At 43.8% G+C, this 24,170-nt stretch carries 22 protein-coding genes and 5 tRNA genes; 14 read left to right on the plus strand and 13 right to left on the minus strand.

The features are described 5' to 3' along the window. Positions 1 to 8: 8 nt before the first annotated feature. On the minus strand, positions 9 to 2,099 hold the full coding sequence (metG, locus tag H9W84_RS04055) for a methionine--tRNA ligase (protein WP_239741816.1): 2,091 nt from the start codon (positions 2,097 to 2,099) through the stop codon (positions 9 to 11). Between the two features lie 212 nt (positions 2,100 to 2,311). Here metG and apbC point away from each other — a divergent pair, with 212 nt between their 5' ends. Further along, a complete protein-coding gene (gene apbC / locus H9W84_RS04060) occupies positions 2,312 to 3,538 on the plus strand; it encodes an iron-sulfur cluster carrier protein ApbC (protein WP_239741818.1) in 1,227 nt (408 codons plus the stop codon). A 123-nt stretch (positions 3,539 to 3,661) separates the two neighbouring features. After that, on the plus strand, positions 3,662 to 4,471 hold the full coding sequence (locus tag H9W84_RS04065; RefSeq protein ID WP_219331000.1) for a cation efflux transmembrane domain-containing protein: 810 nt from the start codon (positions 3,662 to 3,664) through the stop codon (positions 4,469 to 4,471). A 39-nt stretch (positions 4,472 to 4,510) separates the two neighbouring features. Here H9W84_RS04065 and H9W84_RS04070 read toward each other — a convergent pair whose 3' ends face one another. From H9W84_RS04070 to H9W84_RS04080, 3 genes are all read right to left on the minus strand, one after another. Next, positions 4,511 to 5,836 carry an LD-carboxypeptidase gene (locus H9W84_RS04070; RefSeq protein ID WP_239741820.1) on the minus strand — a complete coding sequence of 442 codons (1,326 nt, stop codon included), beginning with the start codon at positions 5,834 to 5,836 and terminating at the stop codon, positions 4,511 to 4,513. 61 nt (positions 5,837 to 5,897) lie between these two features. Continuing rightward, positions 5,898 to 6,185: a hypothetical protein gene (locus H9W84_RS04075; protein WP_095355681.1), complete on the minus strand. Its 288-nt coding sequence runs from the start codon at positions 6,183 to 6,185 to the stop codon at positions 5,898 to 5,900. Between the two features lie 110 nt (positions 6,186 to 6,295). After that, a complete protein-coding gene (locus tag H9W84_RS04080; RefSeq protein WP_239741822.1) occupies positions 6,296 to 6,841 on the minus strand; it encodes a hypothetical protein in 546 nt (181 codons plus the stop codon). Between the two features lie 135 nt (positions 6,842 to 6,976). On the opposite strand from H9W84_RS04080, the gene dnaQ reads away from it, so the two are divergent. The 5 genes from dnaQ to nth all read left to right on the plus strand — a co-directional run bounded on the left by dnaQ (position 6,977) and on the right by nth (position 13,064). Further along, complete coding sequence (gene dnaQ, locus H9W84_RS04085) at positions 6,977 to 8,689, plus strand: DNA polymerase III subunit epsilon (protein WP_239741824.1); 1,713 nt, start codon at positions 6,977 to 6,979, stop codon at positions 8,687 to 8,689. 193 nt (positions 8,690 to 8,882) lie between these two features. Next, positions 8,883 to 10,574 carry a hypothetical protein gene (locus H9W84_RS04090; RefSeq protein WP_239741827.1) on the plus strand — a complete coding sequence of 564 codons (1,692 nt, stop codon included), beginning with the start codon at positions 8,883 to 8,885 and terminating at the stop codon, positions 10,572 to 10,574. Between the two features lie 18 nt (positions 10,575 to 10,592). Then, complete coding sequence (nudC, locus tag H9W84_RS04095; protein ID WP_239741829.1) at positions 10,593 to 11,402, plus strand: NAD(+) diphosphatase; 810 nt, start codon at positions 10,593 to 10,595, stop codon at positions 11,400 to 11,402. A gap of 126 nt (positions 11,403 to 11,528) precedes the next feature. Then, a complete protein-coding gene (locus tag H9W84_RS04100; RefSeq protein ID WP_239741831.1) occupies positions 11,529 to 12,338 on the plus strand; it encodes an RnfABCDGE type electron transport complex subunit B in 810 nt (269 codons plus the stop codon). Between the two features lie 81 nt (positions 12,339 to 12,419). Continuing rightward, positions 12,420 to 13,064 carry an endonuclease III gene (gene nth, locus H9W84_RS04105; RefSeq protein ID WP_239743646.1) on the plus strand — a complete coding sequence of 215 codons (645 nt, stop codon included), beginning with the start codon at positions 12,420 to 12,422 and terminating at the stop codon, positions 13,062 to 13,064. 1 nt (position 13,065) lies between these two features. On the opposite strand, the gene H9W84_RS04110 is transcribed toward nth, so the two are convergent. Further along, positions 13,066 to 13,548 carry a hypothetical protein gene (locus H9W84_RS04110; protein ID WP_239741832.1) on the minus strand — a complete coding sequence of 161 codons (483 nt, stop codon included), beginning with the start codon at positions 13,546 to 13,548 and terminating at the stop codon, positions 13,066 to 13,068. Between the two features lie 274 nt (positions 13,549 to 13,822). Here H9W84_RS04110 and H9W84_RS04115 point away from each other — a divergent pair, with 274 nt between their 5' ends. Together H9W84_RS04115 and H9W84_RS04120 are read left to right on the plus strand one after the other, a co-directional pair. Then, on the plus strand, positions 13,823 to 14,356 hold the full coding sequence (locus H9W84_RS04115) for an inorganic diphosphatase (protein WP_096488682.1): 534 nt from the start codon (positions 13,823 to 13,825) through the stop codon (positions 14,354 to 14,356). A 131-nt stretch (positions 14,357 to 14,487) separates the two neighbouring features. Beyond that, a complete protein-coding gene (locus H9W84_RS04120; RefSeq protein ID WP_239741834.1) occupies positions 14,488 to 15,861 on the plus strand; it encodes a 3-deoxy-D-manno-octulosonic acid transferase in 1,374 nt (457 codons plus the stop codon). A gap of 143 nt (positions 15,862 to 16,004) precedes the next feature. On the opposite strand, the gene H9W84_RS04125 is transcribed toward H9W84_RS04120, so the two are convergent. From H9W84_RS04125 to H9W84_RS04140, 4 genes are all read right to left on the minus strand, one after another. Continuing rightward, positions 16,005 to 16,805 (minus strand): 3-hydroxybutyrate dehydrogenase, encoded by an 801-nt coding sequence (locus H9W84_RS04125; RefSeq protein WP_036589350.1) that lies wholly within the window; start codon positions 16,803 to 16,805, stop codon positions 16,005 to 16,007. Between the two features lie 80 nt (positions 16,806 to 16,885). Next, entirely contained in the window at positions 16,886 to 17,668 is a 783-nt protein-coding gene (locus tag H9W84_RS04130) for an acetoacetate decarboxylase (protein ID WP_239741836.1), read from the minus strand. A gap of 231 nt (positions 17,669 to 17,899) precedes the next feature. Then, the gene (locus H9W84_RS04135; RefSeq protein ID WP_239741838.1) at positions 17,900 to 18,616 is read right to left on the minus strand and encodes a 16S rRNA (uracil(1498)-N(3))-methyltransferase; all 717 of its coding nucleotides are present in this window, start codon (positions 18,614 to 18,616) and stop codon (positions 17,900 to 17,902) included. A 63-nt stretch (positions 18,617 to 18,679) separates the two neighbouring features. Then, positions 18,680 to 18,769, minus strand: a tRNA-Ser gene (locus tag H9W84_RS04140). Positions 18,770 to 19,235: 466 nt separating this feature from the next. Between H9W84_RS04140 and H9W84_RS04145 the strand changes: the two genes are divergently transcribed. Further along, the gene (locus H9W84_RS04145) at positions 19,236 to 20,573 is read left to right on the plus strand and encodes a dicarboxylate/amino acid:cation symporter (protein WP_007116316.1); all 1,338 of its coding nucleotides are present in this window, start codon (positions 19,236 to 19,238) and stop codon (positions 20,571 to 20,573) included. A gap of 106 nt (positions 20,574 to 20,679) precedes the next feature. Here the strand turns inward: H9W84_RS04145 and H9W84_RS04150 are convergent, their stop codons facing one another. The 4 genes from H9W84_RS04150 to H9W84_RS04165 form a co-directional block, all read right to left on the minus strand. Beyond that, positions 20,680 to 20,985 carry a CopG family transcriptional regulator gene (locus tag H9W84_RS04150; RefSeq protein WP_144917390.1) on the minus strand — a complete coding sequence of 102 codons (306 nt, stop codon included), beginning with the start codon at positions 20,983 to 20,985 and terminating at the stop codon, positions 20,680 to 20,682. Between the two features lie 223 nt (positions 20,986 to 21,208). Continuing rightward, the gene (locus H9W84_RS04155) at positions 21,209 to 21,697 is read right to left on the minus strand and encodes a hypothetical protein (protein ID WP_239741841.1); all 489 of its coding nucleotides are present in this window, start codon (positions 21,695 to 21,697) and stop codon (positions 21,209 to 21,211) included. Between the two features lie 158 nt (positions 21,698 to 21,855). After that, positions 21,856 to 21,931 (minus strand) — tRNA-Asn (locus H9W84_RS04160). Between the two features lie 193 nt (positions 21,932 to 22,124). Further along, positions 22,125 to 22,200 (minus strand) — tRNA-Asn (locus H9W84_RS04165). Between the two features lie 428 nt (positions 22,201 to 22,628). Between H9W84_RS04165 and H9W84_RS04170 the strand changes: the two genes are divergently transcribed. The 4 genes from H9W84_RS04170 (at position 22,629) to H9W84_RS04185 (ending at position 24,028) form a co-directional block, all read left to right on the plus strand. Continuing rightward, on the plus strand, positions 22,629 to 23,078 hold the full coding sequence (locus H9W84_RS04170) for an acyl-CoA thioesterase (RefSeq protein WP_050772869.1): 450 nt from the start codon (positions 22,629 to 22,631) through the stop codon (positions 23,076 to 23,078). Positions 23,079 to 23,086: 8 nt separating this feature from the next. Continuing rightward, complete coding sequence (locus tag H9W84_RS04175; protein ID WP_239741843.1) at positions 23,087 to 23,761, plus strand: DUF2059 domain-containing protein; 675 nt, start codon at positions 23,087 to 23,089, stop codon at positions 23,759 to 23,761. 87 nt (positions 23,762 to 23,848) lie between these two features. Next, a tRNA-Val gene (locus H9W84_RS04180) sits at positions 23,849 to 23,924 on the plus strand. 27 nt (positions 23,925 to 23,951) lie between these two features. Then, positions 23,952 to 24,028 (plus strand) — tRNA-Asp (locus H9W84_RS04185). Positions 24,029 to 24,170 lie beyond the last annotated feature (142 nt).

The following is a 24,170-nucleotide window of genomic DNA, read 5'->3' on the forward strand; positions in this document are numbered from 1 at the left end:
TAAGCCCATTAAGCAAGGGTCGCACCCGCAGGGATATGGTCATCTAGCGTAACCACGGTCAATTGACCCGCTTTTTCAGCCGATAAAATCATACCTTCAGAAATACCAAACTTCATTTTTCGTGGCGCAAGGTTGGTGACGCAGACCACGGTTTTGCCCACCAATTGTTCAGGGTTATAGAATTTGGCGATACCGCTAAACACATTGCGCGTTTTCACATTGCCCTGCGCATCTGTCTCACCCACATCTAGGGTAAATTGCAGCAATTTATCTGCACCTTCCACGTTATTGCAGGCTAGTACTTTTGCTACGGTCATTGTGACTTTGGCGAAGTCATCGATACCAATCAATGCTATATCGCCAGTGGATTGCTCGCTAGCGGCAGATTGTCCAGTTGAGGCTTGATTGGCGATAGCAGGCTGCTTGTTTAAATCTTCTTTTGAGGCGTCCACCATCGCAGCAACTTTATCTTTGTCAACCCGCTGCATCAATGGGGTAAAGGCGTTGATGGTATGCCCGACCAATAACGCATGACGGCTATCAAAATCTAGGCTGTCAACATTGAGAAAAATTCGTGCTTTTTCACACATCAATGGTAATACAGGGGCAAGATAAACCACCAATTGACGGAAGATATTAAGCGCGACGGTACACACCGCTTGTACTTCGGCTTGTTGACCTTCGACTTTGTTGAGTGCCCACGGTTTTTTGTCATCGATGTACTCATTGGCTTTGTCTGCGCACGCCATAATCAGACGCATGGCTTTGCTAAATTCGCGCGCTTCATAAGCGGCAGCGATGTCTTCGCCCGCATCAATGATTTGTTGCACCAAAGCAGGCTCGCTGATTGTCAGTGCCAGTTTACTGCCATGATTTTTATGGATAAACCCCGCGCAGCGACTAGCGATATTGACGACCTTACCCACCAAGTCTGAATTGACTTTTTGCATAAAGTCTTCGAGGTCAAGATTGATATCTTCAACACTGGCAGATAATTTACTAGCAAAGTAGTAACGCAAGTATTCAGGGTCAAGGTTTTGTAAATAGGTATCAGCTTTGATAAAGGTGCCGCGAGATTTACTCATTTTCTCGCCATTGACGGTCAAGAAGCCATGCGCATTGATGGCAGTTGGGGTTCTAAATCCTGCGCCTTCCAGCATCGCTGGCCAAAACAGGGCGTGGAAATACACGATATCTTTACCGATAAAGTGATAAACTTCGGTGTTGTTATGATTTTCTTTTGACCAATACTCATCAAAATTTAAGCCTAACTGCGCACCTTGTTGGTCACACAAGTTTTTGAAACTTGCCATATAACCGACAGGCGCATCGAGCCACACATAAAAATACTTGTCGGGTTCACTGGCTGGGGTGTTTGGGATTTTAAAGCCAAAATACGGCGCATCGCGGCTGATATCCCAGTTGGCAAGCCCTGCATCAAACCATTCTTGTAATTTGTTGGCGATAGAGGTCTGCAGGCGACCTTCTTTACGCGTCCAGTTTTGCAAAAATTCGCTAAAGTTTGGCAGGTTAAAGAAGTAATGGATGGATGATTTCAAAACAGGCGTTGCACCTGAAAGCGTTGAGTAGGGATTTTTGAGTTCGGTGGCATTGTAGGTCGTGCCGCAGACTTCGCAGTTATCGCCGTATTGGTCTTTTGCGCCACATTTTGGGCATTCGCCTTTGACAAAACGGTCTGCCAAAAACAAGCCTTTTTCTGGGTCATACAGCTGTTCAACTGCTTTGTGCGAGATATGACCGTTTTCATACAAGCGATTATAAATCAGCTGGGAGTAATGCTCATTTTCAGGGCTATGGGTCGAATAATAATTGTCAAAATCAACCAAAAAGCCCGCAAAATCTTTTTCATGGGAGGCTTTGACATCGGCAATTTGCTCTTCAGGGGTGACGCCGTTGGCTTCTGCTTTGAGCATAATCGCTGTGCCATGGGCATCATCGGCACATACATACGTCACTTGATGACCCAATGATTTCATGGCGCGTACCCAAATATCGGTTTGGATGTACTCAACCAAATGCCCCAAATGAATCGGACCATTGGCATAAGGTAGGGCGCTAGTAACTAAAATTTTTCTCACAATACACCTGTTATTGATTTGTTTAAAAAAATGTCATTATTGCTGTATGATAGCTTAAATCGCATCATTTCCCAACCAATGGGCATCAATCAAACAAGAAAAATTACTTTTCACACAGATATGTTCAATCTGTCTCTGTGAAAATTGGTAATAAACCCCACTTAACAGTGGTTAAAATCGTTAAAATAACAACATTGGGGTAAGCAACTATCATGTTCAACTTTATCAAACCAAAAACCGTGGCAACAGTGGATGAGTCCACGCTTAATCAGTTATTTGATGACTACCGTGTCAATCACCAGCCAATTAGCCAGTATGTCAAAGGGGTTAAACAGCAAGGTAATAGTCTAACATTGGATTTGCGCTTGCCCAATGACTGCAATCCTGAACAAATCCATCATGATTTGAGCCAAAAGCTGCATATCCATGGGGTCAGTGAAGTGAATATGAATATTACCTTGTTTGACAGCAATACTGCGCCAAAACCTACGACCAAAGGCAGTGGCTCAACCCTACCCAGAACCACCAATGCCATGCCACCTGTCACTCAGGTCGCGCCAAAAAGTGACAAATTACTCACAGATACCCCTGAACCTGCGATTGCCAAAAAAGCCACTACCCAAGCAGAATTAACACCGCATCCACGTATCGAGCATATTATTGTGGTGGCTTCGGGCAAAGGCGGCGTTGGTAAATCGACAACGACGGTAAATATCGCCTTGGCGTTGCAAAAACTGGGCAAACGCGTGGGCGTGCTGGATGCCGATATCTACGGCCCGAGTATTCCAAGTATGCTTGGCGTGCCAGGTCAGCAGCCGCAGCTCGAGCATGAGCAATTTGTACCGATTGCAGCGCAAGGTATGCCGATGCTATCCATCGGTAGCTTGTTGAGCGATGACACCACCCCGATTGCTTGGCGCGGTGCCAAAGCGACAGGCGCACTGATGCAGCTTTACAACCAAACCAACTGGCCAAATCTTGATTATTTGGTGATTGATATGCCACCTGGGACGGGAGATATTCAGTTGACGCTCGCCCAGCGTATTCCTGTGACCGGTGCGGTGATTGTGACCACACCGCAGCATATCGCCTTGCTAGATGCGCAAAAAGGCATTGAGATGTTCCGCAAGACCCATATCCCTGTGCTGGGCGTGGTAGAAAATATGGCACTGCATACTTGTAGCAGCTGTGGGCATACCGAAGCGATTTTTGGCGAAGGCGGCGGTGATAAAATGGCAGCACAGTATCAAGTGCCGCTGCTGGGGCAATTACCACTGGCGAAAGGCATCCGCGAGCAAGCCGATAAAGGAGAGCCGTCCGTCATTGCTAATCAAGGCGCAGGCGATGAATTTGCCGACTATTATCTCAATATCGCTAAAAATATCGAAGCTAATATCGCCAAATTTGCCAAGCCGCATGACAATAATCGGATTTTCTAAATTGAAATCTGATAGTCAATGCGAGCGTATTTGAAAAATTACAAGCCTGTTTGCATGTTAAAATTCAAACAGGTTTTAAAATAATATAAGCCCCAATTAACCATGTCTTCAATTAGATGAGTTATGCAAAAAACGCTATTTAAAATTGCTAAAATGGATTGCCCATCTGAAGAGCAAATGATTCGGATGGCATTAGCGCCCAATACCCGAATTCACTCGCTAGCCTTTGATATTGCCAATCGTCAGATGACAGTAATTCACGAAGGCGATGCTGCCGTGATATTGCAGCAACTACAGCCGCTAAATATTGACAGTTCTATCATTGGCTCGGAACTCACCCAAGTGACTGATGCAGCCAATAGCAAAACTAGCAACGATCACCAACAAAGCAAATTGTTATGGCAAGTGCTTGCTATTAACTTGCTGTTCTTTATCATAGAATCCGTGAGTGGTTGGCTAAGCGGCTCGATGGGATTAGTCGCTGATAGTCTAGATATGCTTGCCGATAGCTTCGTGTATGGGTTAGCGTTGTTTGCCGTGGGTCATTCGCTGCAAACCAAACAGCTGACTGCTAAGGTCGCAGGTGTGTTGCAGTTACTGCTTGCTGTAGCGGGATTGATGGAAGTGGTGCGTCGATTTTTAGGTGCAGAGACGATACCAAATTTTGCGATGATGATAGGTATCTCGATGTTGGCGTTACTCGGTAATGCTTTATGTCTATATCTACTTCAGAAAAGTAGAAGTAAAGACGTACATATGCAAGCCAGTATGATATTCACGTCCAATGATGTGATTGTCAACTTAGGTGTCATCTTGACTGGGGTGTTAACGTGGTTTACCCAGTCGCGCTATCCCGATCTGTTGATTGGGCTCTTGGTCTTTGCCTTGGTCGCCAGTGGCGCGGTTAAAATTTTACGTTTGTCTAACAATTAATCTTGCAAGTAAAAAGGCAAGCAATCTGCCGAAAATACGTTAGACGAATAATTTAGTTAAGTCCAAATTGCCAAAGTTTGCATCCGTTTTAAGATGATAAAACTGGTTGAATGTCGCTTGATAACCACTACCGACATTGTCAAGCGTGACAGGAACCCCCAACGGAAAATTAATGCGTCTTGCCACATGCCCAAAGGGAAAATCGGTGTAGATGGGTCGCCCTGTCGCTTGTTGGATAGTACGGATGACGGTATCAAAGGTGTAATCGCCATTATAAGCATCACTGATGCCGCTAAAATTAAATTTGCCCAGCACAATCGCTTGCTGTTTTGCCACAATGCCTGATAACACCAAGGTTTGTAGCATACGCTCAATACGGTATGGCTGCTCACCGGTATCTTCCAAAAATAAAATCCCATTGTCGACAGTTGGCATATACGGCGTGCCTACCATTGCAGATAACACACTAAGATTACCGCCCCATAAGATGCCTTTTATCGGCTTAGCCAAAGGACGCGCAGTGTCACGATACAGCTGAGTTTCTGGCACTTGGATACGTAGCTGGTTTTGGGTGCAAAGGTTGATAAAACTTTGGATGGTATCGGTATTCACCTCTGTTTTGCCAAAGTCACTACTGAGCATTGCCCCTGCTACATAAGGGAGATGACCTTTGGCGTACATAGCAAGTTGCAACGCAGTAAAATCACTAAATCCCATCAGCAGTGTGCCGCGATCTTTGAGTTTTTGTGTCAACGTTCGCCACTGATGATCACTTAGTTTGTTGAGCAAACGCATTGCACCATAGCCGCCACGCACGCCGAGTAATACCTTGGGCAATTGGTGTACAGGTCGATTGAGTAACGCGGTAATATCGCCCAAGCGCTCACTGTCTGAACCTGCAAAACGCAAATAACGTCGGCTAATCACTTCGGGATTGTCGATATAAAATCCCGCTTGGGTAAGTCGGTGAATCGCCAGTAAGCTACGCTGTTCATCACTGCCAAATCCCGATGGCGCTACCAGATGGAGGTGGACGCCGCGACCTTTGAGGGCTTCACAATTGGCTTTGATGGTCGCAAAGTCCCATTGGGGCCATTGGGGATTAATGGGCACTGTTTCCATGAGCGTATTGCCATTGGGCATAGCGCTTAGCTCGCCAAAAGCCATGTTATCAACATCGTTGTTTGACCCATACCGCTGTGAAGGTTGGCTAATCACTTGCCCGCCAATGGTCAAATCTGCTTTTGCACCCGTTACCGTTGCTGCCGATAGCGCTATCCCTGTCTTTAGCAGTCGACGCCGCGTCAAGCCAGCCAAGTGGGTGGTAGTCATGTGGGCGTGAGTATTCGCCATTTTTTGAGACATTGTATCATCCAAACAAATTCATCGACTTACAAAAAATCATGGTTCAACTAATCGGGTATGTTTAATCCGGTAGATTCATCTTATTGTTGGTATCTGCCGAAATACCATAGTAAAAGACCCCTGTCGCCACCAAACTCGATACCAACACAAACATCATATCAAGCGCAGCTTTGTGCATAACATATAAATTCAATAGCGCAAAGACCACGAGCGCGACCACAAAAAAAATCGCCGCGTATTGCCATTTTTTATCAGTTGGGATGGCGGCGTCTTTGTAGTGAAAATGACGGATACTAAAGCCACTAGTGTATGCCACTAAGCCTAGCACTAACCATGCAAAAAAATTCATCGCTTATTCTCTATTAATCGTTTGGGTTAAAATTTGGATGAGACGTATTAACTCAAGCATCAAATCAAGCAGCAAACCAAGCTCATCAAGTCAAGCAGCAACTCAGGTGATTACAGTTTGGTGGTTTGCTCGCATGCTACTTTATAGACAGTATTGCTACCTTTGTAGATATAACCCAGATAGGGACTGTCAAATTGCGGGTTTAGGCTTGCAAAACTATCGGTGATTTTGGCGAGCACGAACACGCGGTCGGGACGGGCAATGATTTTTTCTAAGTATTGATGTTCATCGGCTTTGATGTCAAAGTATTTTTGTATATCTGGGCTGTCAGTGGCGATGACTTGCATGGCTTCAGGCTTGTCCCAGTTTTTGCTGGGGTCGTTAAACTCGCGCATTTGCATGGCATAGTTGTCACCATTTTTGATGATTTTGATTTGGGCAGGTTCTGTATGGCTGACTGTGTAACAGCCCACAAACACATCATCGCTAGCGGCAGGTTGTGATAACGCTGGCGACTGTTTTGCGCCATCGCTGCTAGTCGTTGCAGGCGATTGGGGCTTGTTACAAGCCGCTAAATTTAGGCTTAGCGCATAGACCATAGCCATACCCACCTTGGTCAACACAGCTGACACGCGCGCACGAGATTTTTTTTGCATAGACGTCCTTTAAACCTGCAGATAGCAACTATAAGCGGTTATTATAGACGTTTTGGCATGGCTTTTTATGCTTTTTTTTCTTATACTGAGGGCTGTTTTTTTGATTGTTTTGCTGTTTCATATGGGTTGTTATCTATGTCAAATCATGCCTTAACGCCCCTTGTGGGTCGAACCCTTGCTTACACTGATGGCGCCTGTCGTGGCAATCCTGGTAAAGGCGGCTTTGGTGCTGTGGTGATTTTACCTACCGGTGAGCAAATTGATATTTGCGGGGGTGAGGCGCATACCACCAACAACCGCATGGAGCTGATGGGTGCGATTGCCGCACTGGAAAGCAGCCCAAAAACGTTACCGATTCAAATCTGGTCAGACTCTAGCTATGTCATCAAAGGCATCAGCGAATGGCTGGCAGGGTGGAAAAAGAAACATTGGAAAAATGTCAAAAATGTGGAATTATGGCAGCGACTTGATAAGCTGTGCGAGCAGCGACAAATTGACTGGCAATGGGTCAAAGGACATGCCGGTCATGATGGCAATGAGTATGCCGATAAGCTTGCAAACCAAGGCATTGACCAACTGCCCAAAACCTTTAACAAAGTGATTAAAAATCCACCCAATCCTATCACTGATTTAGATGTTAAATCGGATTTTAGTGATAAAAACCCTGATTTTGATGATAAAAAAAAAGACCCGCCCATGAACCCAATGTCAACCGATAACAACCCAGTCCTCAATCACTCAGAGTCAACCCGTGATTTTAGCGATACGTCTTTTGATGACGCGCAAGACCTAGAGTTTGCCGACAGTGAGATAATGGGGGATATCTTTTTGCAGGCACTTGACGGTGAGCCAGCCCCAAGCACTACTCACACAAACACTATTCAAATAAGCAAGGCTCAAACCAGCCATACTCAAGCTAGCCATACTCAAACCAGCATCGATGTATCAACTCAGTCATCGTTAGGGGGAAAGCCGACCCAATCGCCAACAAGTGCTAACCCACATTTTGCGGTGTTCACCAACCCACAAGGGCAATTTGTCGCGCAAGATGACAGCTTGATTGCTCAGCGTCCCGTGTTTAACGGTATTACCAGTCAGCCCAATCCGACCTTTATACCTTTATTACCCATCGCCAAACACAAAGGGACTGCCAATCGGCAGCTGATTCTCGATACTGAGACCACAGGGTTTGAAGCGCAAAATGGTGACCGTATCATTGAGGTCGGTATCGTTGAGATGATTAATCGACGTTTTACCGGTGAAAAACTGCATGTCTATATCAACCCAAAAATTGAGATGGGTGAGGAAGTCATTCGCGTTCATGGCATTCACAATGCGTTTTTAAATGATATGCCTGTATTTGAGCAAGTCGGTGAAGCGATTTATGATTTTTTGCAAGGCGCAGAACTCATCGCGCATAATGCAGGGTTTGACATGAGCTTTTTGCAAGCTGAGTTTGCGCGCCTTGGCTTGCCTGATATCAACCAAACCGTCACCGTGACAGACAGCCTTGCCATCGCCAAACGCATGTTCGCAGGGCAGCGTAATACCTTGGATGCGCTGGTTAAACGTCTCAATGTTGGTAAACAAGACCGTACCTTCCACGGGGCGTTACTCGATGCCGAGATTTTAGCGGAAGTGTATCTGGCGATGACTGGCGGACAGGTTGCGTTAGCCATCGATGATGAGGTCGGCGGCGGTGTCGGCGGCGCAACTGAGCATCAGCGTTTTAGCACGACTATCAAGCGCTTCTTGGCAAGTAGCGAGGCTGAGCAGGCGCATCTTGAATGGCTTAACGCCTTAAAAGATAACAACCCACAGCTGGCTGAAAACTGGGCGAGTGTTTAACAATAAACAATGCCTTATTAAATTTTGTAAAAGCATTTCTTTGATGGGCAAAATTTCATGATAGAGTGTAATTATTGTGCGGGTGTTAACACTTTGACATAGACACTGGCATAGGCACGTCTTACAATAATCAGCAATAAGCGTAGCTGTCATTTTACCTTTATCAACTTAAAATCATTTTGGATAAAAAAACATGAGTCTGCCAAGTCCTAACTCACAAAAACTAACGGCCACCAATTTTGATTTGCCTTCATTGCATTTATTAAGACCTGAGATTGCCGTGACGCTACACGATGCCGAGATGCATTTAAGTGAGTTTAATGACGACAGTAGTCAAGCGCCTTTGCTACTTGATTCCGTGGATACCTTGGCGCAATTGGCAAAAGTACTGCAGTTGATTCAATTAGAGGAAGGGTATGAACTTGCCAATAGTCTATCGGCAGGACTGCAAAAACTCTATGACGAGCGTGACCAAGCCAACCGTGACAAAGCTGGCAATGATATGATAATGGATGTGTCAGAAGGCATCATGACATTGGCGCGTTATATCGAGTTTGTATTACTTAAAGAGACCATTGAACCTTCGTTGTTGTTGCCGATTATCAATCAACTTCACAGCGATTTGAATCAGCCAGCGCTGCAGCTATCAGACTTAACTGGCCACAAAAACAGCAGCATCGCGATTGCCAACCCGGAACAAAATTACCAACCGTTAACATCACTCGGCATTGACCCAAAAAAATTAGTGGAAGCTTATCGCGCAGGCCTGAGCGTGGCGCTCACCGCACAAAGCAATCAATTATCGCCTAAAGAGCGAGACAAACTCAAAGCCATGCAAGCTGCGTGTGAAATGGTTTCAAAACGTACCGATAGTTTGTTTTGGCATGCTGCTGATGCGGCGGTATCAGATTTGGCAGGGGTGTTACCGCTTAGTAACCTGCAAAAGCGTGCGCTGATTTTTGTTGAACAACAATTTAATGACTATCTGCCTGTCAATGATTCTCGTTTTGCTGATTTGGTGCAGTTTGCCAGCTCAAGAGATAGCCAGCTTGCCTTGCAAGTTCAGCACAAATTCTCAGCCAATACCTTAAACGAAACCCAGTTAACAGCCATGCGCCGCTTCTTATTTGGCCCTGACTGTGAAGCGACTAGTACGCTCAACCACATCATCCAGCAAGAAATTGACTTGATTAAATCTGCCAGTGACAGTTATGCCCGCCAAGTTAACCTCAATTCAAGTACAGATGAGATTGATAGCATGGCCCAGCGTTTGCATGATTTAAGTAATGTGTTTAAAACCTTAAATTTAAATGAGGTTAGTGCGGCGCTGAATCAACAAACTGGCAAAGTAAAAACTTGGACGCAGCCAACGCCTAATGATTTTGATGAATTGCTTGGCACTTTAATGATGGCGGAAAATGCGGCGATTAACCTGGCAAAATCACATACCCCGGGTGCGGTGATATTGCCTGTGTACAACCAAACAATTTCGCTACATCAAATCGAAACGGCTCACAACACGCTCGTCCAAGAAAGCCGTACCGCGATTGCCACCATTGAAACTGCGCTCAATAATTATCTAAATGACGCCGACAAAGATATTCTACATATCACGCCTGTGCCTGATATGATGCGCGCTATCTCGGGTGCTTGCTTATTTTTAAACTTACCTCGACAAAGCCAACTGCTCAAACGCGCTGCCACAGTGCTACAAAACTTAATCGAGCAAAGTGATTGCAGGTTGTCAGAGTATCAGCTTGCTAGCATTGCCGATATTGTGATGTCAGCAGATTATTATCTAGAAAGTCTTGAAACGAACAAACCCGCAGGCAACCATGCAATGTATGTCGGCTATCGCAGCTTACAACACATGCTTGTGGCCTAGGGTAATTTGGTAACCAACATGACCACATTACACCATTATTTGCTTATTTGTGATAACGATAAGTTCGCTTGTATAGGCGGACTTCCTTTTTTTTATCCTTGTGAGGATATGCCCGCTCAGGCCGTTAAAGTGAGCACCGATGAGGTAGGCAACAGTATTTATGCCATTGCCCATCAAGATATCGACTTGTCACAATTGCCAGAAGAGATTACAGGACAGATTGAGTTTCTGCGCTTTCGACATCTGATTGGCAGCCTTGATGCGCTACAAACCAGCCAATTAGCCAAAGCCATGCAGTTGTTGCGCTGGCGTCAAGATCATCAATTTTGTAGCCGCTGTGGTACGCCCACGGAGTTACACCCCATTGAAAATGCCACCGTTTGCCCTAGCTGCCATTATCACCAATATCCCAGAGTACAGCCTTGTATCATCACCGCCATCATCAAAACCACCGAAGAAAAACCGCAGATTTTGTTGGCGCATCATCTACGGGCGACCGATAGCAAAATGTATACCGTGCTGGCAGGTTTTGTGGAAGTCGGTGAGAGCTTAGAGCAATGCGTGCATCGTGAAGTGATGGAAGAGGTAGGGTTATCTGTCAGCAATTTGCGCTATTTTGGCAGCCAACCGTGGCCTTTTCCCAGCAATTTAATGGTAGGCTTTATTGCAGAGTACCAAAGTGGCGATATCAGCATAGATAACAATGAGCTGATGGATGCACAATTTTTTGATATAGATAGTTTAGATGAAAACGGCCCTATCATCCCGCCAAAAGGCACGATTGCTTACCAACTGATCGAATGGGTCAAACAGCATTACCAATCTTAAACGGATTGATTAAATGATTTGTCTTCATTATTTGTCTTGATGATTTGTATTAATAGGTTATAGGCGAAATAGGCATGAGCTATGCTAAAATACACATTGATGATTATAGTGAATAAAAATTGAGCCATGTCTGATAGCCAACCTGTTTTCGAGGTACCCAATCTATTTAATAATTTAAACCTAAATAGCCTAAGTATCGAGCATCAACGATTAATACAACAAATTGACCAAGTCCTGCCGCAAACCCAATGCGGGCTATGCGGTCATCCTGAAGGCTGTCTGCCGTATGCCACATCCATTGTCACACTGGGCGAGTCACATAACCAATGCGTGCCCGGTGGACAATCAGTTACTGACCAAATCGGCAAGTTGCTTGGGCGTATACCGCTGACGGCTGAAGCCTCAAAATGGCAAACCGATCCCGCTACCAATCGTCCGATGGAAATGCGAGCCGTCATTCGAGAAGAAGATTGCATTGGCTGTACCAAATGTATCCCTGCGTGTCCTGTCGATGCCATTATTGGCTCAGGCAAGCGTATGCATACCATTTTTACTGACCTATGCACAGGTTGTGAGCTGTGTTTGCCACCCTGTCCAGTGGACTGCATCGAGCTGGTGCCCTTCCCACGGTTAATGGATGACGCGACAAGGCAAACCGAGCAAGACGGATTACGCGCGCGCTACTACGCCCACCTTGAGCGTATCGAACGCCAAGTCAATGACAACACCAATGCCAAACCTGTGGTCAGCATGGTACAAGCCAAACTCAATGATATCAAAGTCGATATCGATGAAGCAGCGGCTAAAAACGCCATTGAAGCGGCAAAACTACGCACCCAAATCAAAAAATTAGAAAAACAACTTGCCGTACGCGCTGATGATAACAAACAAGCCTTGGTGCAAGCGTTGCAGCAGCAACTTGCGACATTGCCATAATCTAAAGAGTGCATAATGGTTGCCAACATCAAACCAAAAATCCAAGTGCCCAAAACCGCAGAGACGCCGCCCTCACGGCGCATGCCCAATAAAAACGTGTTGCCGTTTTTCCAAAAACTAGCCGCAGCCATTGAAAAACCAGAGACGGAACTGGAATATCAGAGCAACTTTGAATTGTTGATCGCGGTCATACTGTCGGCACAAGCCACCGATGTCAGTGTCAATCTGGCTACCCGTAAACTATATGCCGTTGCCAATACCCCGCAAGCAATTTTGGATTTGGGTGAAGCAGGGCTAAAAAGCTATATCAAAACCATTGGGCTATACAATAGCAAAGCCAAAAATGTGATGAAATGCTGCCAAGACTTGGTGGATAAATTTGCTAGCGAAGTACCGCAAACCCGCCACGAGCTTGAAAGCCTAGCAGGGGTAGGGCGAAAAACTGCTAATGTGGTGCTTAACACCGCCTTTGGGCAGCCTACTATGGCAGTGGATACCCATATTTTTCGTGTCGGCAATCGCACAGGCTTGGCAACGGGTAAAAATGTGCGAGAAGTGGAAGATAAACTCATCGCGCGAATACCACAGGACTATATATTGGACGCGCACCATTATTTGATTTTGCATGGGCGTTATACTTGTAAAGCTAGAAGTCCCGAATGTGGCAAATGCCCGGTGTATGACGAATGCATGTTTAAAGACAAAGCCAAATTTGCAGAGAAATGAATTATATTTTCACCTCAAGTTTATGATTAAGACGATAATCTCTACTTATTTTAGAGTAGATAAACAGGATTATAGCTACTACTAAACTACCAAGTAGCCCACCAGTTATTGTAACTAATACATTGAGAAAATTTATATAATCCTTTAATGCATAAAAAACTAAAGGGATTAGAATAATTTTTTTAATAAAAATATATCCTATCAATACTTCCACTGTTTTAGGATGCTTGGCGGGTTTAGGAAACCATAGCAAAAACAAAATACATATATAAATGAAAATGGTTGGAATTGACATATCAGGAGTTTTAACAATTAATTCAGTTGATTTAGATTTAATTTCCATATCAATAGTGCTCAAAGAACCAAGATCGAGTATGCATCCCAGTACTAGTAAACCTTTAAAAGTATGGATAGATTTAGCACAGCCTTTTTTCCATAATGGGTTAATTTGGGCGGTATATAAATCGATTTTTTTCCAAGCCATATTATATCTCTGTTATTATAATTTTATGTAATCAAAAGTTACTGGGATTTTACAATAACTAATATATTATTACAAATTACAATCATTATTTTTTATGCAAAAAATGAGTTATTCTCTTAATTGCCAAATAAACATAAACTTATTCTATTTTAAATCGTACTCTTACTTATCATTAAATAGAGAAAACAAACAGACTTTGCTATAATCTAGCGACATTGAATGTTTAACTGGTTAAACAATTTTGACCTAACTTTTTAACAACAAGGAAATTCTCATGGCAGATTTTAACCAAATTCTTGATGCGGGCGATGTTGATGGCGGCGTGATTAACGTGGTTATCGAAATTCCAGCGGGTTCAAACAACAAAATCGAATGGAACCGTAAACTTGGCGTGATGCAACTTGACCGCGTAGAGCCACAATTATTTGCCAAACCTACCAACTATGGTTTTATCCCACAAACCCTTGATGAAGATGGCGATGAATTAGACGCACTGATCATCACTGACACTCCGCTACCAACAGGCATCTTTATGGAAGCCAAAGTCATTGGCGTGATGAAATTCGTCGATGATGGTGAAGTAGATGACAAAGTGGTTGTGGTACCTGCCGATGACCGCAACAACGGTAACGCTATCAATACCCTAGCAGATTTACCACAGCAACTGATTAAGCAAATCGAGTTCCATTTCAATCACTATAAAGATTTGAAAAAAGCGGGCACAACCAAAGTTGAAAGCTGGGGCGACATTGAAGAAGCCAAAGCGGTGATTAAAGAATCACAAAAACGCTGGACAGAACAATCCTAATGGCTGGTCTTGAATTTAGCTAACGCTTAAGTTTAAAAACCCTACTTACAAAGTAGGGTTTTTTATTGCTATTTAAGCCCTCGTTTTTTACAATAACGGCATTTTTTTATTAAGTTGTTTCAAGAGTCGTTATGCAAGCCACACCGTTATACTATCGTCTCGCCATGTCGCTGTTAAAGCCACTATACCAACTAAAACTTGCGAGCAAAACCACCTTGCCTAATGAAAAGCAGCAACGCTTTGGTCAAGTGTTTCCAAAGATTCATACCCGCCAGCCGATAATTTGGTGTCATGCGGTGTCACTGGGTGAAACCAATACCGCCGAACCGATTTTAAGAGATTTGCTCGCGCAAGGCTATGCCCTGTGGGTGACCAATACCACTCATACAGGCTTTAACCGCGTCGAGCAGCTGTTTGCGCCTGAGATAGCAGCCGGCAAGGTGTACCATAGTTTTGTACCGGTCGATAGTAAAGCAGTGATTGATAAATTTTTGGCACATGTCCAACCCGTTGCCGCGTTATTTATCGAGACTGAATTGTGGGGTACCACGCTTGCTGAATTGAACAATCGTCAAATTGCCACGATTTTGGTCAATGGCCGCTTGTCAGAAAAATCTTTTAAGGGGTATCAAAAAGCTGCCAAGCTGAGCCAAAGTATGATGGAGAATTTAAGCCTTATCATCGCCCAAGACAGCGATTCTGCCAAACGCTTTCGCCAATTAGGCGCTACCAGTGACAAAATCCGCATTGCCAGCTCGCTTAAATGGTCTAGTAAAACCAACCCGTTGATGCTAAGCCGTGCCGAAAAGTTACGAGAAACTTGGAGTTCGTCAGATCGCGCCGTGATTTTGGCAGCCAGCACCCATGAAGGCGAAGAATTGGCAATTTTAGACAGTTTTTTAACCGTGAAAGCCCAGTATGCCAACCGTCATCCGCTGCTCATTATCGTGCCTCGTCATCCCGAGCGGTTTGATGATGTCGCCAAATTGATTGATTCAAAAAATTTGCCGGTGATTCGGCGTAGTCAAGATGGCGAACCTGCCAAAAATGAGAGCGTCTATCTGGCAGATAGTATGGGTGAGCTTGGCGTGTGGTATGCACTCTCAGACATTGCCATTGTCGGTGGGTCTTTGGTGAATATCGGGGGGCATAATCCGATAGAAGCAGCCATTGTCGGCAAGCCGATTATTATGGGGCAATATACCCAATCTTGCCAACTGATTGTGGATCAGTTAAAACAATCCGGTGCATTGGTGCAAGTCAATGGTAGTGATGAATTAACGCAGCAACTGGCTCGCTGGCTTGCCAACCCAAAAGCCGCCCAAACCGCGGGTCACGTCGGGCAAATCTTAGCAGAAAAATATCAAGATGCGACCAAGCAACAACTTGCTATGATCATGCAATGTATCGCTGATAATAAGGAACAGCTTATAAAATCAGAGATTCAAAAAATTGACCATGAACCTGTGGCGAGCGATGGTCGAAAGCTCATTGACGATCTGTAATCTATGCATTAACCATTTATATAGATTGCAAATGCAAAAATAAAAAGGACTAGCTTAGCTAGTCCTTTTTTATCAGTCAGTTTTGTAATTTATTTTTGTACTTCAGATTTTCTTGTACTTTGGTTTTATAGGACAGCATTCAGCTATTTCATAAACCAGCCGTGACTTGCAATAAATGATTGACCTGTCATCGCATTGGTTGGGAAAGCCGTTAAAAATAAGGTTAATTGAGCGATATCATCGGTTGTGGTAAATTCACCGTCAACGGTTTGACCCAGCATTACATTTTTCACCACTTCTTCTTCAGAAATGCCTTTTTCTTTGGCTTGTTCTGGGATTTGTTTTTCAACCAGTGGGGTTTTGACAAAGCCTGGGCATACCACATATGAACGCACGTTGTGAGCTGCGCCTTCTTTAGCCAATACGCGGGCTAGACCTAATAGCGCGTGTTTGGCAGAGACGTACGGCGCTTTTAGGGCTGAGGCTTCATGCGAGTGTACCGAGCCCATATAAATAACAGTACCTACTTTATCATTTTGATACATGTATTTAAGTGCCGCTTTGGTAGTCAAAAAAGCACCGTCTAGATGAATAGCAATCATTTTTTTCCAATCTGCGTAGCTAAATTGGTCGATGGGGTTGATGATTTGGATACCGGCATTGGATACCAAAATATCAATATCCCCAAATTCTTGTACCAGCTTATCCACGCCAGCATTTACCGCGTCTTCATTGGTCACATCCATGGCAATGGCAACCGCTTTACCGCCTGCAGCTTTGATTGCATCCACGGTTGCTTGCGCCGCATCTGGGTTGATATCTGCAATACCTACCGCAGCGCCTGCTTTGGCGTAGGTTTCTGCGATATCGCGGCCGATACCACTTGCAGAGCCAGTGACGAGTGCGACTTTACCGGTTAAATCGGTAGTGAGTTGAGTAGCCATATTTTTCTCCTTAAGTTTTTATGACAAAGTGGTTTTATGATGACGGTTTTACTTATTGAAAATTAATTATTGAAAGTTAATTATTGAAAGTTACTATCGAGACGGGCTTGCGCATCGGCAATGTAGTCCACCGCTACTTCACCCAACGCAAGGGTGAGATTAGCAATAATATGAGAGGTTTTGACGATTTCTAGCACAGGTAATTTCGACACGGGTGCCATCACATGGTCAAATAACTGTAAGGTAGCAGGTCCTGTATAGGCTGCTTTAACTTCTACATCGGTCAAATAATAGCGCACCAACTCGCAAATCCGCGGCGTGCCATCGACATGGGGAATGAGTTTTAACAAATAATTGGGCGTTTTTTCCATATTGGCTTTGACGGTGGCTTTGTCCAGCTCATCATATTTATACGCCATAGTGCCTGTAGCTACGCGCACACTACCATAGTCGAGGGTGCCAAGTAGGGTGTCGGTGTTGTCGACGGTTAATACAGGCGATGCCATTTTTTTTGGAAAACCCCACAGCTCACGGCCGCCTGCGGTGGGTCCAAAGTCATCTAAAAACATACAATGGGTATAATTGGCATGACGACCTTCAGCATCAATCACTTCAATCACTTGTCCCGATTCGGTATAGTTGCCAAAACCTGTGCTGTTAGGCATGCGAATAAACTCGTAACTCACCAGCGCGTCATCAGTGATTTGGAGTGGCTCAGGTACGATAGCACGCAGTTTTTCGGGATCGGTGCGGTAGGTGATGATAAAGTATTCGCGGTCAAAAAATTCGTAAGGACCATTCGAACAAGGTGGGGCAGTAAAAGGCATAAACGTCGCGTTATCTAAGATATCACTCGCTTTCATGAGCTTTCCTTTTTATCTCGTTATATTATCTAGTCATGTTATCTAGTTATGCAATATTATTTAATTTTATCGTTATGACATGAAGCAGGAAATATCATACACCCTTATGCAAAATCAATCCCAAGACAAAATTGTTATGATGTTGTAATAATTTTTTCACACCTGAATCCGCTTAACTTTGGCGATAGCAGGTTATTTGACGGCAAGGTATGGCTGTTCTTATGGGCTATTTTATTGGCTAGTTAACAGTGCATGACCGCATAGCACACCCACGGCATTCTCAGTGCGTAAGATGCGATTGCCAATATGCGCCGCTTGGCAGCCAGCGGTTTTGAATAATTCGACTTCATAATCGATCCAACCGCCTTCAGCCCCAATCACTAGCACATGTGGCAGGGCATTGTCCCACACTTGGGTGAACTGCTCATTGGCATAAGGATGTGCCAAAATCGCCTGTTTACCTGCAATTAAAGCAGGTAGTTCATCTTCAACAAAAGGTTTTAAGCGTTTTTTGAGGCTCACGGTTGGGCTTACGGTATCACAGGCTTGTTGTAAGCCTTCATGGATATAGTTATCGAGTTGAGTTAAAAATGGGGTTTGCCAGTAGCTCTTTTCACTCCGGTAACCATTGACCAAGATAATATGCTGGGCGCCCATCGCCGTCATGTCCAAAAATAGACGACGCAATACCTTGGGGCGGGGAATTGCCAAAATAACAGTCAGTGGCAGTTTGGCAGGTGGCGCAATAGTACAGTGGATTTGCGATAATTCGATACTTGAATCGTGGATATTGCTCACAACCGCTGTGCCTAAATGACCATTTTTGATACCGACTTTCACCATATCGCCCAATGTCACTTTAAGCACCTGTTTTAAATGCATCACACTCGTTTTATCATCAATAATAGCGGTCGATGAGGTATTTTGCGGTAAAAGAATGATATTCATAAGGATAAATCTTAGGCAATAAAAAACCCCAAAACTTAATTAAGTCAGGGGTTTTTTTAAATATGGCGGAAGCTGAGAGATTCGAACTCTCGAAGGGCTCGCACCCTTGCCGGTTTTCAAGACCGGTGCATTCAACCGCTCTGCCAAGCTTCCAAATTGTGGTGGCTATTATATACAAGTGAAATAACAATGCAAGCACTTTTTTACGTTAATGCAAAAAATATTAGCGAAAGAAAGTTAAATAGAAAGTTAGATAACTATGCTAAACACCTTGGCTTTATATCTGGGCTTCATACCTTGCGCTGATGTTAAGCAAAGTATTGAAGCAAAAAACGCTCAAAAACCCACCAATCCTGCCTCTAAAAATATTGATACAACGGATTGTTTTAGTGCCTCCATGTGACCCATTACAGCTTAACAATAATGTTGAAAATTACCTTGCTGATATGTTATCACATTGTTAATATACGCAGCACTGCAATCCATTAGATTTTCTAATGATTGCTGATAAAATTCTAAAGGTTGTGCGACTATTTGGCTAAATTTGTTCTACAATTTTTATCGCAAATGTAACCTTATCTCAGTTTTAGGGTTCGTCAGATAAAGGAGTGTATCTGTCATGATACCTATCGATACCACGACACTCGTGGAACCACCCAAACCCCGTAAATGGTACCAAATTCTGTATGTACAAGTGATTATTGCCATTGTACTGGGTATCTTGCTTGGTGTATTTGCCCCAGAAGTGGGTGAGGCAATGAAACCACTGGGTGATGCATTTATTAAATTGGTTAAAATGATTATCGCCCCCGTTATTTTCTTGACAGTGGTGACGGGTATTGCTGGTATGAGCAATATGAAGCGAGTCGGTCGTGTTGCTGGTAAAGCGATGCTGTATTTCATTACCTTTTCAACCTTGGCATTGATCATCGGTCTTGTGGTTGCCAATGTGTTGCAACCTGGCGCGGGTCTCAATATCGATCCCGCTACTCTGGCAACAGGGAAAGATGCGGCTAAAGTGTCTGAGTATGTTAGCAAAGCGCACGATAGTACCATTACCGGTTTTTTGATGAATATCATTCCGGAAACCATGGTAAGCCCACTGACAGAAGGCAATATCCTGCAAGTGTTATTTGTTTCAGTGCTGTTTGGTGTTTCGTTAGCATCGGTGGGTGATCGTGCTCGTCCCGTGTTAAACTTCTTTCAAGAGTTATCTGCGCCTGTGTTTAAAGCGGTTGAAATCTTGATGAAAGCTGCGCCGATTGGTGCGTTTGGGGCGATGGCATTTACTATTGGTAAGTATGGGGTGCACTCACTGGGTAACTTAGCCTTTTTGATAGCCTGTTTTTATATCACTTCATTGCTATTTGTGCTGGTGGTGCTCGGTGCTGTGGCACGTTATAACGGCTTTTCAATCATCAAGATGATTAAATACATCAAAGATGAATTGCTATTGGTGTTAGGCACCAGTTCATCAGAAGCGGCACTACCAACCTTGATGCAAAAACTTGAACGCGCAGGCTGCGAAAAATCAGTGGTCGGTTTGGTGATTCCAACAGGGTATTCATTTAACCTAGATGGTACCAACATCTATATGACCATGGCAGCGTTATTCATCGCGCAAGCCTGTAATATTGATTTGACGTTGACCCAAGAGATTACGTTATTATTGGTTGCGATGTTAAGCTCAAAAGGCGCGGCAGGTATCACGGGCGCTGGTTTTATCACCTTGGCAGCCACCTTGGCGGTGGTGCCAACTGTGCCCATCGAAGGGATGGCGCTTATTTTAGGGATTGACCGCTTTATGTCAGAGTGCCGTGCATTGACCAACTTAACCGGTAATGCCTGTGCGACGATTGTCGTGTCGCGTTGGGAAAATGCACTAGACAAACAGCGTTTGGACGCAGCGCTCAATGGTCAGCCATTACCGCCTATTGAGCATCATCCCACTGTATAATTGTATAAAGAATAAGCCTAGAAAAGTTAAGCGTATAAAAGCGTTGATTAATCGTAAAAAACCCAAAACATTTGCGTTTTGGGTTTTTTTATGGGGCTAAAAATGCTTAAGTTTTTGCCGTATCAGTTGCTTTGGCTTCAGGCTCATTAGCTGTCTCCTCAATCGCTTCAAAAATCACCTCATCGGACACCCCTTGACGCTTAAGCTTTTCGATAAAACGGCTGTCTTTAGCGAGTGAGTAGCCGACATTCTCGGCATCGAGTCCCCGGCGAATATATAAGCGAATCAAGCCTTGAATACGTGGAAACCCATGGCTTTTGGCGACTTGGGTCAACAAATCCCGCATTTCTTCAGTGATTTTGATATGAATAGGAACCATGACTTGTTGATTTTTTTTGATTTTAGTAATCATTTGCATGCCTCGCGTGTGATCAATTTTTAGCAATCAAGCTAGATATAACCAAATTATCAATTAGACGAAAAATTTAGCGCAATGAGCGCAATTAGATATCTTTAACCTAGTGTAATTATTTCATTGGCGAGAAACAAGCAAGGCAAACGTAAAATTCCTACAAAAATCTTAGTCAAATGTTGCATTAGCTTAACGCTCGATGCGACCATCAAGCCAATTTTCTTTACAAAATTTGTTGTTCCCAATAGGCCTGTACCGATTTGTCGCATTGATAAACCTTCTCAACGATGCGATCGGCAGGGGCATTATTCACTTTTTTTACCAATTCAACCCACAGCTCGGGCGTACCGAATTCAATAATCACATTGAACAGCAGCGTCATATCGCGCTGCAACAGCGATTGGTCAATCATATATGCCGCAAACACACACGCTTTCGGATTTTTATCAGCCACGGCGCGATAAGCCATGCCATCAAGCAAGGCTGGCACGGTGATTTTGAATTCTGGTAAAAGCTGCATGGCTAAATGCGCGCTATCAGGCAGCTTGATTAACTCGATAAATTGGGTAATTAAGCTTTCATAGTAAGATTTATCATCTGACGACAGCTTACCTTGCTGATGATCGCTTACTAGCTGGGTGATGCGGTCTTTATTAATCGCTTGTTGTAGGGTCAAAAATTGAGATTGGGTAGGGGAAAACGACAGCGTCATAACTAGTACCTTATCAATAGTATCTTAAGTACTTTAGCAGGTGAGATAATAGGGTAGCAAGCAAAGGCGTGTTAAACAGCAAATTGCTAAACTTTGCTCATAAAAAAACCCATTCACAAGGGAACGGGTTCAAAATATACAACAGAATTTGGCTTGATTGGCTCTCCAACCTGGGCTCGAACCAGGGACACATGGATTAACAGTCCATTGCTCTACCGACTGAGCTATTGGAGAACAGATAATCAAGTGGTGCGTATATTACTGAGATTTAAAAAATGAGTCAAGCATTTTTTAGAAAAAAACATCAATAAACTTCATGATGCAAAATGACCCCTAGCAATCAAAATGACTCATAGCAATAACGATAGATAAAAAATACCACATAAAAAAAGACCCTTAACAAGCGTTGTTAAAGGTCTTCTTAATATGGCTCTCCAACCTGGGCTCGAACCAGGGACACATGGATTAACAGTCCATTGCTCTACCGACTGAGCTATTGGAGAATAAGCGGTAGAATTTTTTGTTAAACCTGCAAAAATCATCGCAGCGTTTAAGTGGTGCGTATTTTAGCAAATTAACCGTGACTGTCAAGCCCTATATCAAAAAATTCTTTGGAAATTTTTATTTTTGACCAGATTGTAGCTAGTAATCAGTCAGTTACTGATTGGCTATTGTGATGATAAGACGAATTTGCTAGTTTAGCGGTTAATGCATCGCTGTATTGGCCAAGTTGCCTCCCAGCTACGTTGCTTCCTAGCTACGTTCTCACCGCTCGCTATGTTGATTCACAGCTATGTTGGCTCACAGCTATGCTAAGGTTGATAATTTTTTATGATAGTTGTTATATGAATTAAGAAGGATCGTCATTGTGGCTAATTCCGTTGAATTACAGCAAAATTTGCAAGTTGCCCCTTTACAGAACGAACTTACCATGTCTGTGCTGATGACGCCTGATTTGGCAAATTTCACCGGCAATGTGCATGGCGGGGATTTATTAAAAATGCTTGACCAAGTGGCCTATGCCTGTGCCAGTCGCTATAGCGGTAGCTACGTGGTGACGCTATCGGTGGATCAAGTGATTTTTCGTGAGCCGATTCATGTAGGGGAGTTAGTCACCTTTTTGGCAAGCGTCAATTATGTGGGCAAAACTTCGATGGAAGTGGGTATTCGAGTGCAGGCAGAAAATATCCAAAACCGTACGATACGCCATACCAATAGTTGTTATTTCACCATGGTAGCGGTGGATAAATATGGCAAGCCCACCCGTGTACCACCCCTTGAAATCAAAGATAGCCCGCAAGAATGCCGCCAAAAAGCCGCACAGATGCGTAAAGCATTACGTTTTCAAAGTAACAACATTCCCCAATGTGATATCGAGTAGGCAGAAAAATGCGTCATAAATATCCCTCTATAAAATCCAACAAACCGTTACGCCTATTATGGTCATTAACCGCTAAAAAGTTAGCAGGGCTAGCCTTATTGGTATCATCTAGCGTGACTATGCTGGTTCATCCTGCTTACGCCGAATTAATCATTCAGAACAACCCAGTTAGTGCTCAACCACCAGTTACGACTATCAACGAATTGCAAACCCAGCCCACGGATGCATCGCTTGACAAGCTTATCAAGGTGCTACATATCGATAAAATGATTGATGAAATGATTGCCCAACGTCAGCAAGCGGCCAGTATGATGAAAGGGCTACCTCAAGAATTGCCTACAGATGAAAATGCGGGTATTTTTAGCCGTCATGCGCAAAAACAACTTAAAAATATCTTTGTTAAATATAGCACCATCTTGGGACAGCAATTAGACCAACCCATCTCTAAACAGCAACTGCAACAAGCTTATCAAGCAATTGCCAAAAGAACCTATACCCAAGCTGAAGTCGATGCCCTCAACCAATTTTATGAGACCCCAATGGGACAACGCATCTTGAGTAAACAATCGCAAGTTTCCAGTGAGTTTGTGCAGGTGATGATGCCGACCTTGATAGGTGACACAAGCCAATTTGAAAAAGCGATGCCAAGCTTGCAAAAAGATATCGAAAAAATCTTTAAATAACTAGTTGACAATCCATGACAAGTCTATATAATACGCGTCACTTCGATGATATTGAAGCAACTTGATTGGCTTATAGATTGCCTATCAGGGTCGTTAGCTCAGTTGGTAGAGCGTCTGCCTTACACGCAGAATGTCGGCGGTTCGAATCCGTCACGACCCACCAACCTATATCATCGCTATCAGCTACCGTGCAGTGGTAGTTCAGTTGGTTAGAATACCGGCCTGTCACGCCGGGGGTCGCGGGTTCGAGTCCCGTCCGCTGCGCCACTTATTTTAGTGGATTTAAAAACGAAATTTTTAAAGTTTTATACCTCAAATCTCCCCTGATTTGAGGTTTTTTTCGTCTTGGTATTTAGTTAAGTGATTGAATATAAAAAATATTATTTTTTCGATAAATCTTTTACTTATC

Origin of the sequence: Moraxella tetraodonis (assembly GCF_022359095.1) — a bacterium.
GTDB lineage: Bacteria > Pseudomonadota > Gammaproteobacteria > Pseudomonadales > Moraxellaceae > Faucicola > Faucicola tetraodonis.

Coding starts and splice junctions, on each gene's coding strand:
- apbC (WP_239741818.1), top strand. CDS start 2,312: ATGTTCAACTTTATCAAACCAAAAACCGTGGCAACAGTGGATGAGTCC.
- H9W84_RS04065 (WP_219331000.1), top strand. CDS start 3,662: ATGCAAAAAACGCTATTTAAAATTGCTAAAATGGATTGCCCATCTGAA.
- H9W84_RS04070 (WP_239741820.1), bottom strand. CDS start 5,836: ATGTCTCAAAAAATGGCGAATACTCACGCCCACATGACTACCACCCAC.
- H9W84_RS04075 (WP_095355681.1), bottom strand. CDS start 6,185: ATGAATTTTTTTGCATGGTTAGTGCTAGGCTTAGTGGCATACACTAGT.
- H9W84_RS04080 (WP_239741822.1), bottom strand. CDS start 6,841: ATGCAAAAAAAATCTCGTGCGCGCGTGTCAGCTGTGTTGACCAAGGTG.
- dnaQ (WP_239741824.1), top strand. CDS start 6,977: ATGTCAAATCATGCCTTAACGCCCCTTGTGGGTCGAACCCTTGCTTAC.
- H9W84_RS04090 (WP_239741827.1), top strand. CDS start 8,883: ATGAGTCTGCCAAGTCCTAACTCACAAAAACTAACGGCCACCAATTTT.
- nudC (WP_239741829.1), top strand. CDS start 10,593: ATGACCACATTACACCATTATTTGCTTATTTGTGATAACGATAAGTTC.
- H9W84_RS04100 (WP_239741831.1), top strand. CDS start 11,529: ATGTCTGATAGCCAACCTGTTTTCGAGGTACCCAATCTATTTAATAAT.
- nth (WP_239743646.1), top strand. CDS start 12,420: ATGCCCAATAAAAACGTGTTGCCGTTTTTCCAAAAACTAGCCGCAGCC.
- H9W84_RS04110 (WP_239741832.1), bottom strand. CDS start 13,548: ATGGCTTGGAAAAAAATCGATTTATATACCGCCCAAATTAACCCATTA.
- H9W84_RS04115 (WP_096488682.1), top strand. CDS start 13,823: ATGGCAGATTTTAACCAAATTCTTGATGCGGGCGATGTTGATGGCGGC.
- H9W84_RS04120 (WP_239741834.1), top strand. CDS start 14,488: ATGCAAGCCACACCGTTATACTATCGTCTCGCCATGTCGCTGTTAAAG.
- H9W84_RS04125 (WP_036589350.1), bottom strand. CDS start 16,805: ATGGCTACTCAACTCACTACCGATTTAACCGGTAAAGTCGCACTCGTC.
- H9W84_RS04130 (WP_239741836.1), bottom strand. CDS start 17,668: ATGAAAGCGAGTGATATCTTAGATAACGCGACGTTTATGCCTTTTACT.
- H9W84_RS04135 (WP_239741838.1), bottom strand. CDS start 18,616: ATGAATATCATTCTTTTACCGCAAAATACCTCATCGACCGCTATTATT.
- H9W84_RS04145 (WP_007116316.1), top strand. CDS start 19,236: ATGATACCTATCGATACCACGACACTCGTGGAACCACCCAAACCCCGT.
- H9W84_RS04150 (WP_144917390.1), bottom strand. CDS start 20,985: ATGATTACTAAAATCAAAAAAAATCAACAAGTCATGGTTCCTATTCAT.
- H9W84_RS04155 (WP_239741841.1), bottom strand. CDS start 21,697: ATGACGCTGTCGTTTTCCCCTACCCAATCTCAATTTTTGACCCTACAA.
- H9W84_RS04170 (WP_050772869.1), top strand. CDS start 22,629: ATGTCTGTGCTGATGACGCCTGATTTGGCAAATTTCACCGGCAATGTG.
- H9W84_RS04175 (WP_239741843.1), top strand. CDS start 23,087: ATGCGTCATAAATATCCCTCTATAAAATCCAACAAACCGTTACGCCTA.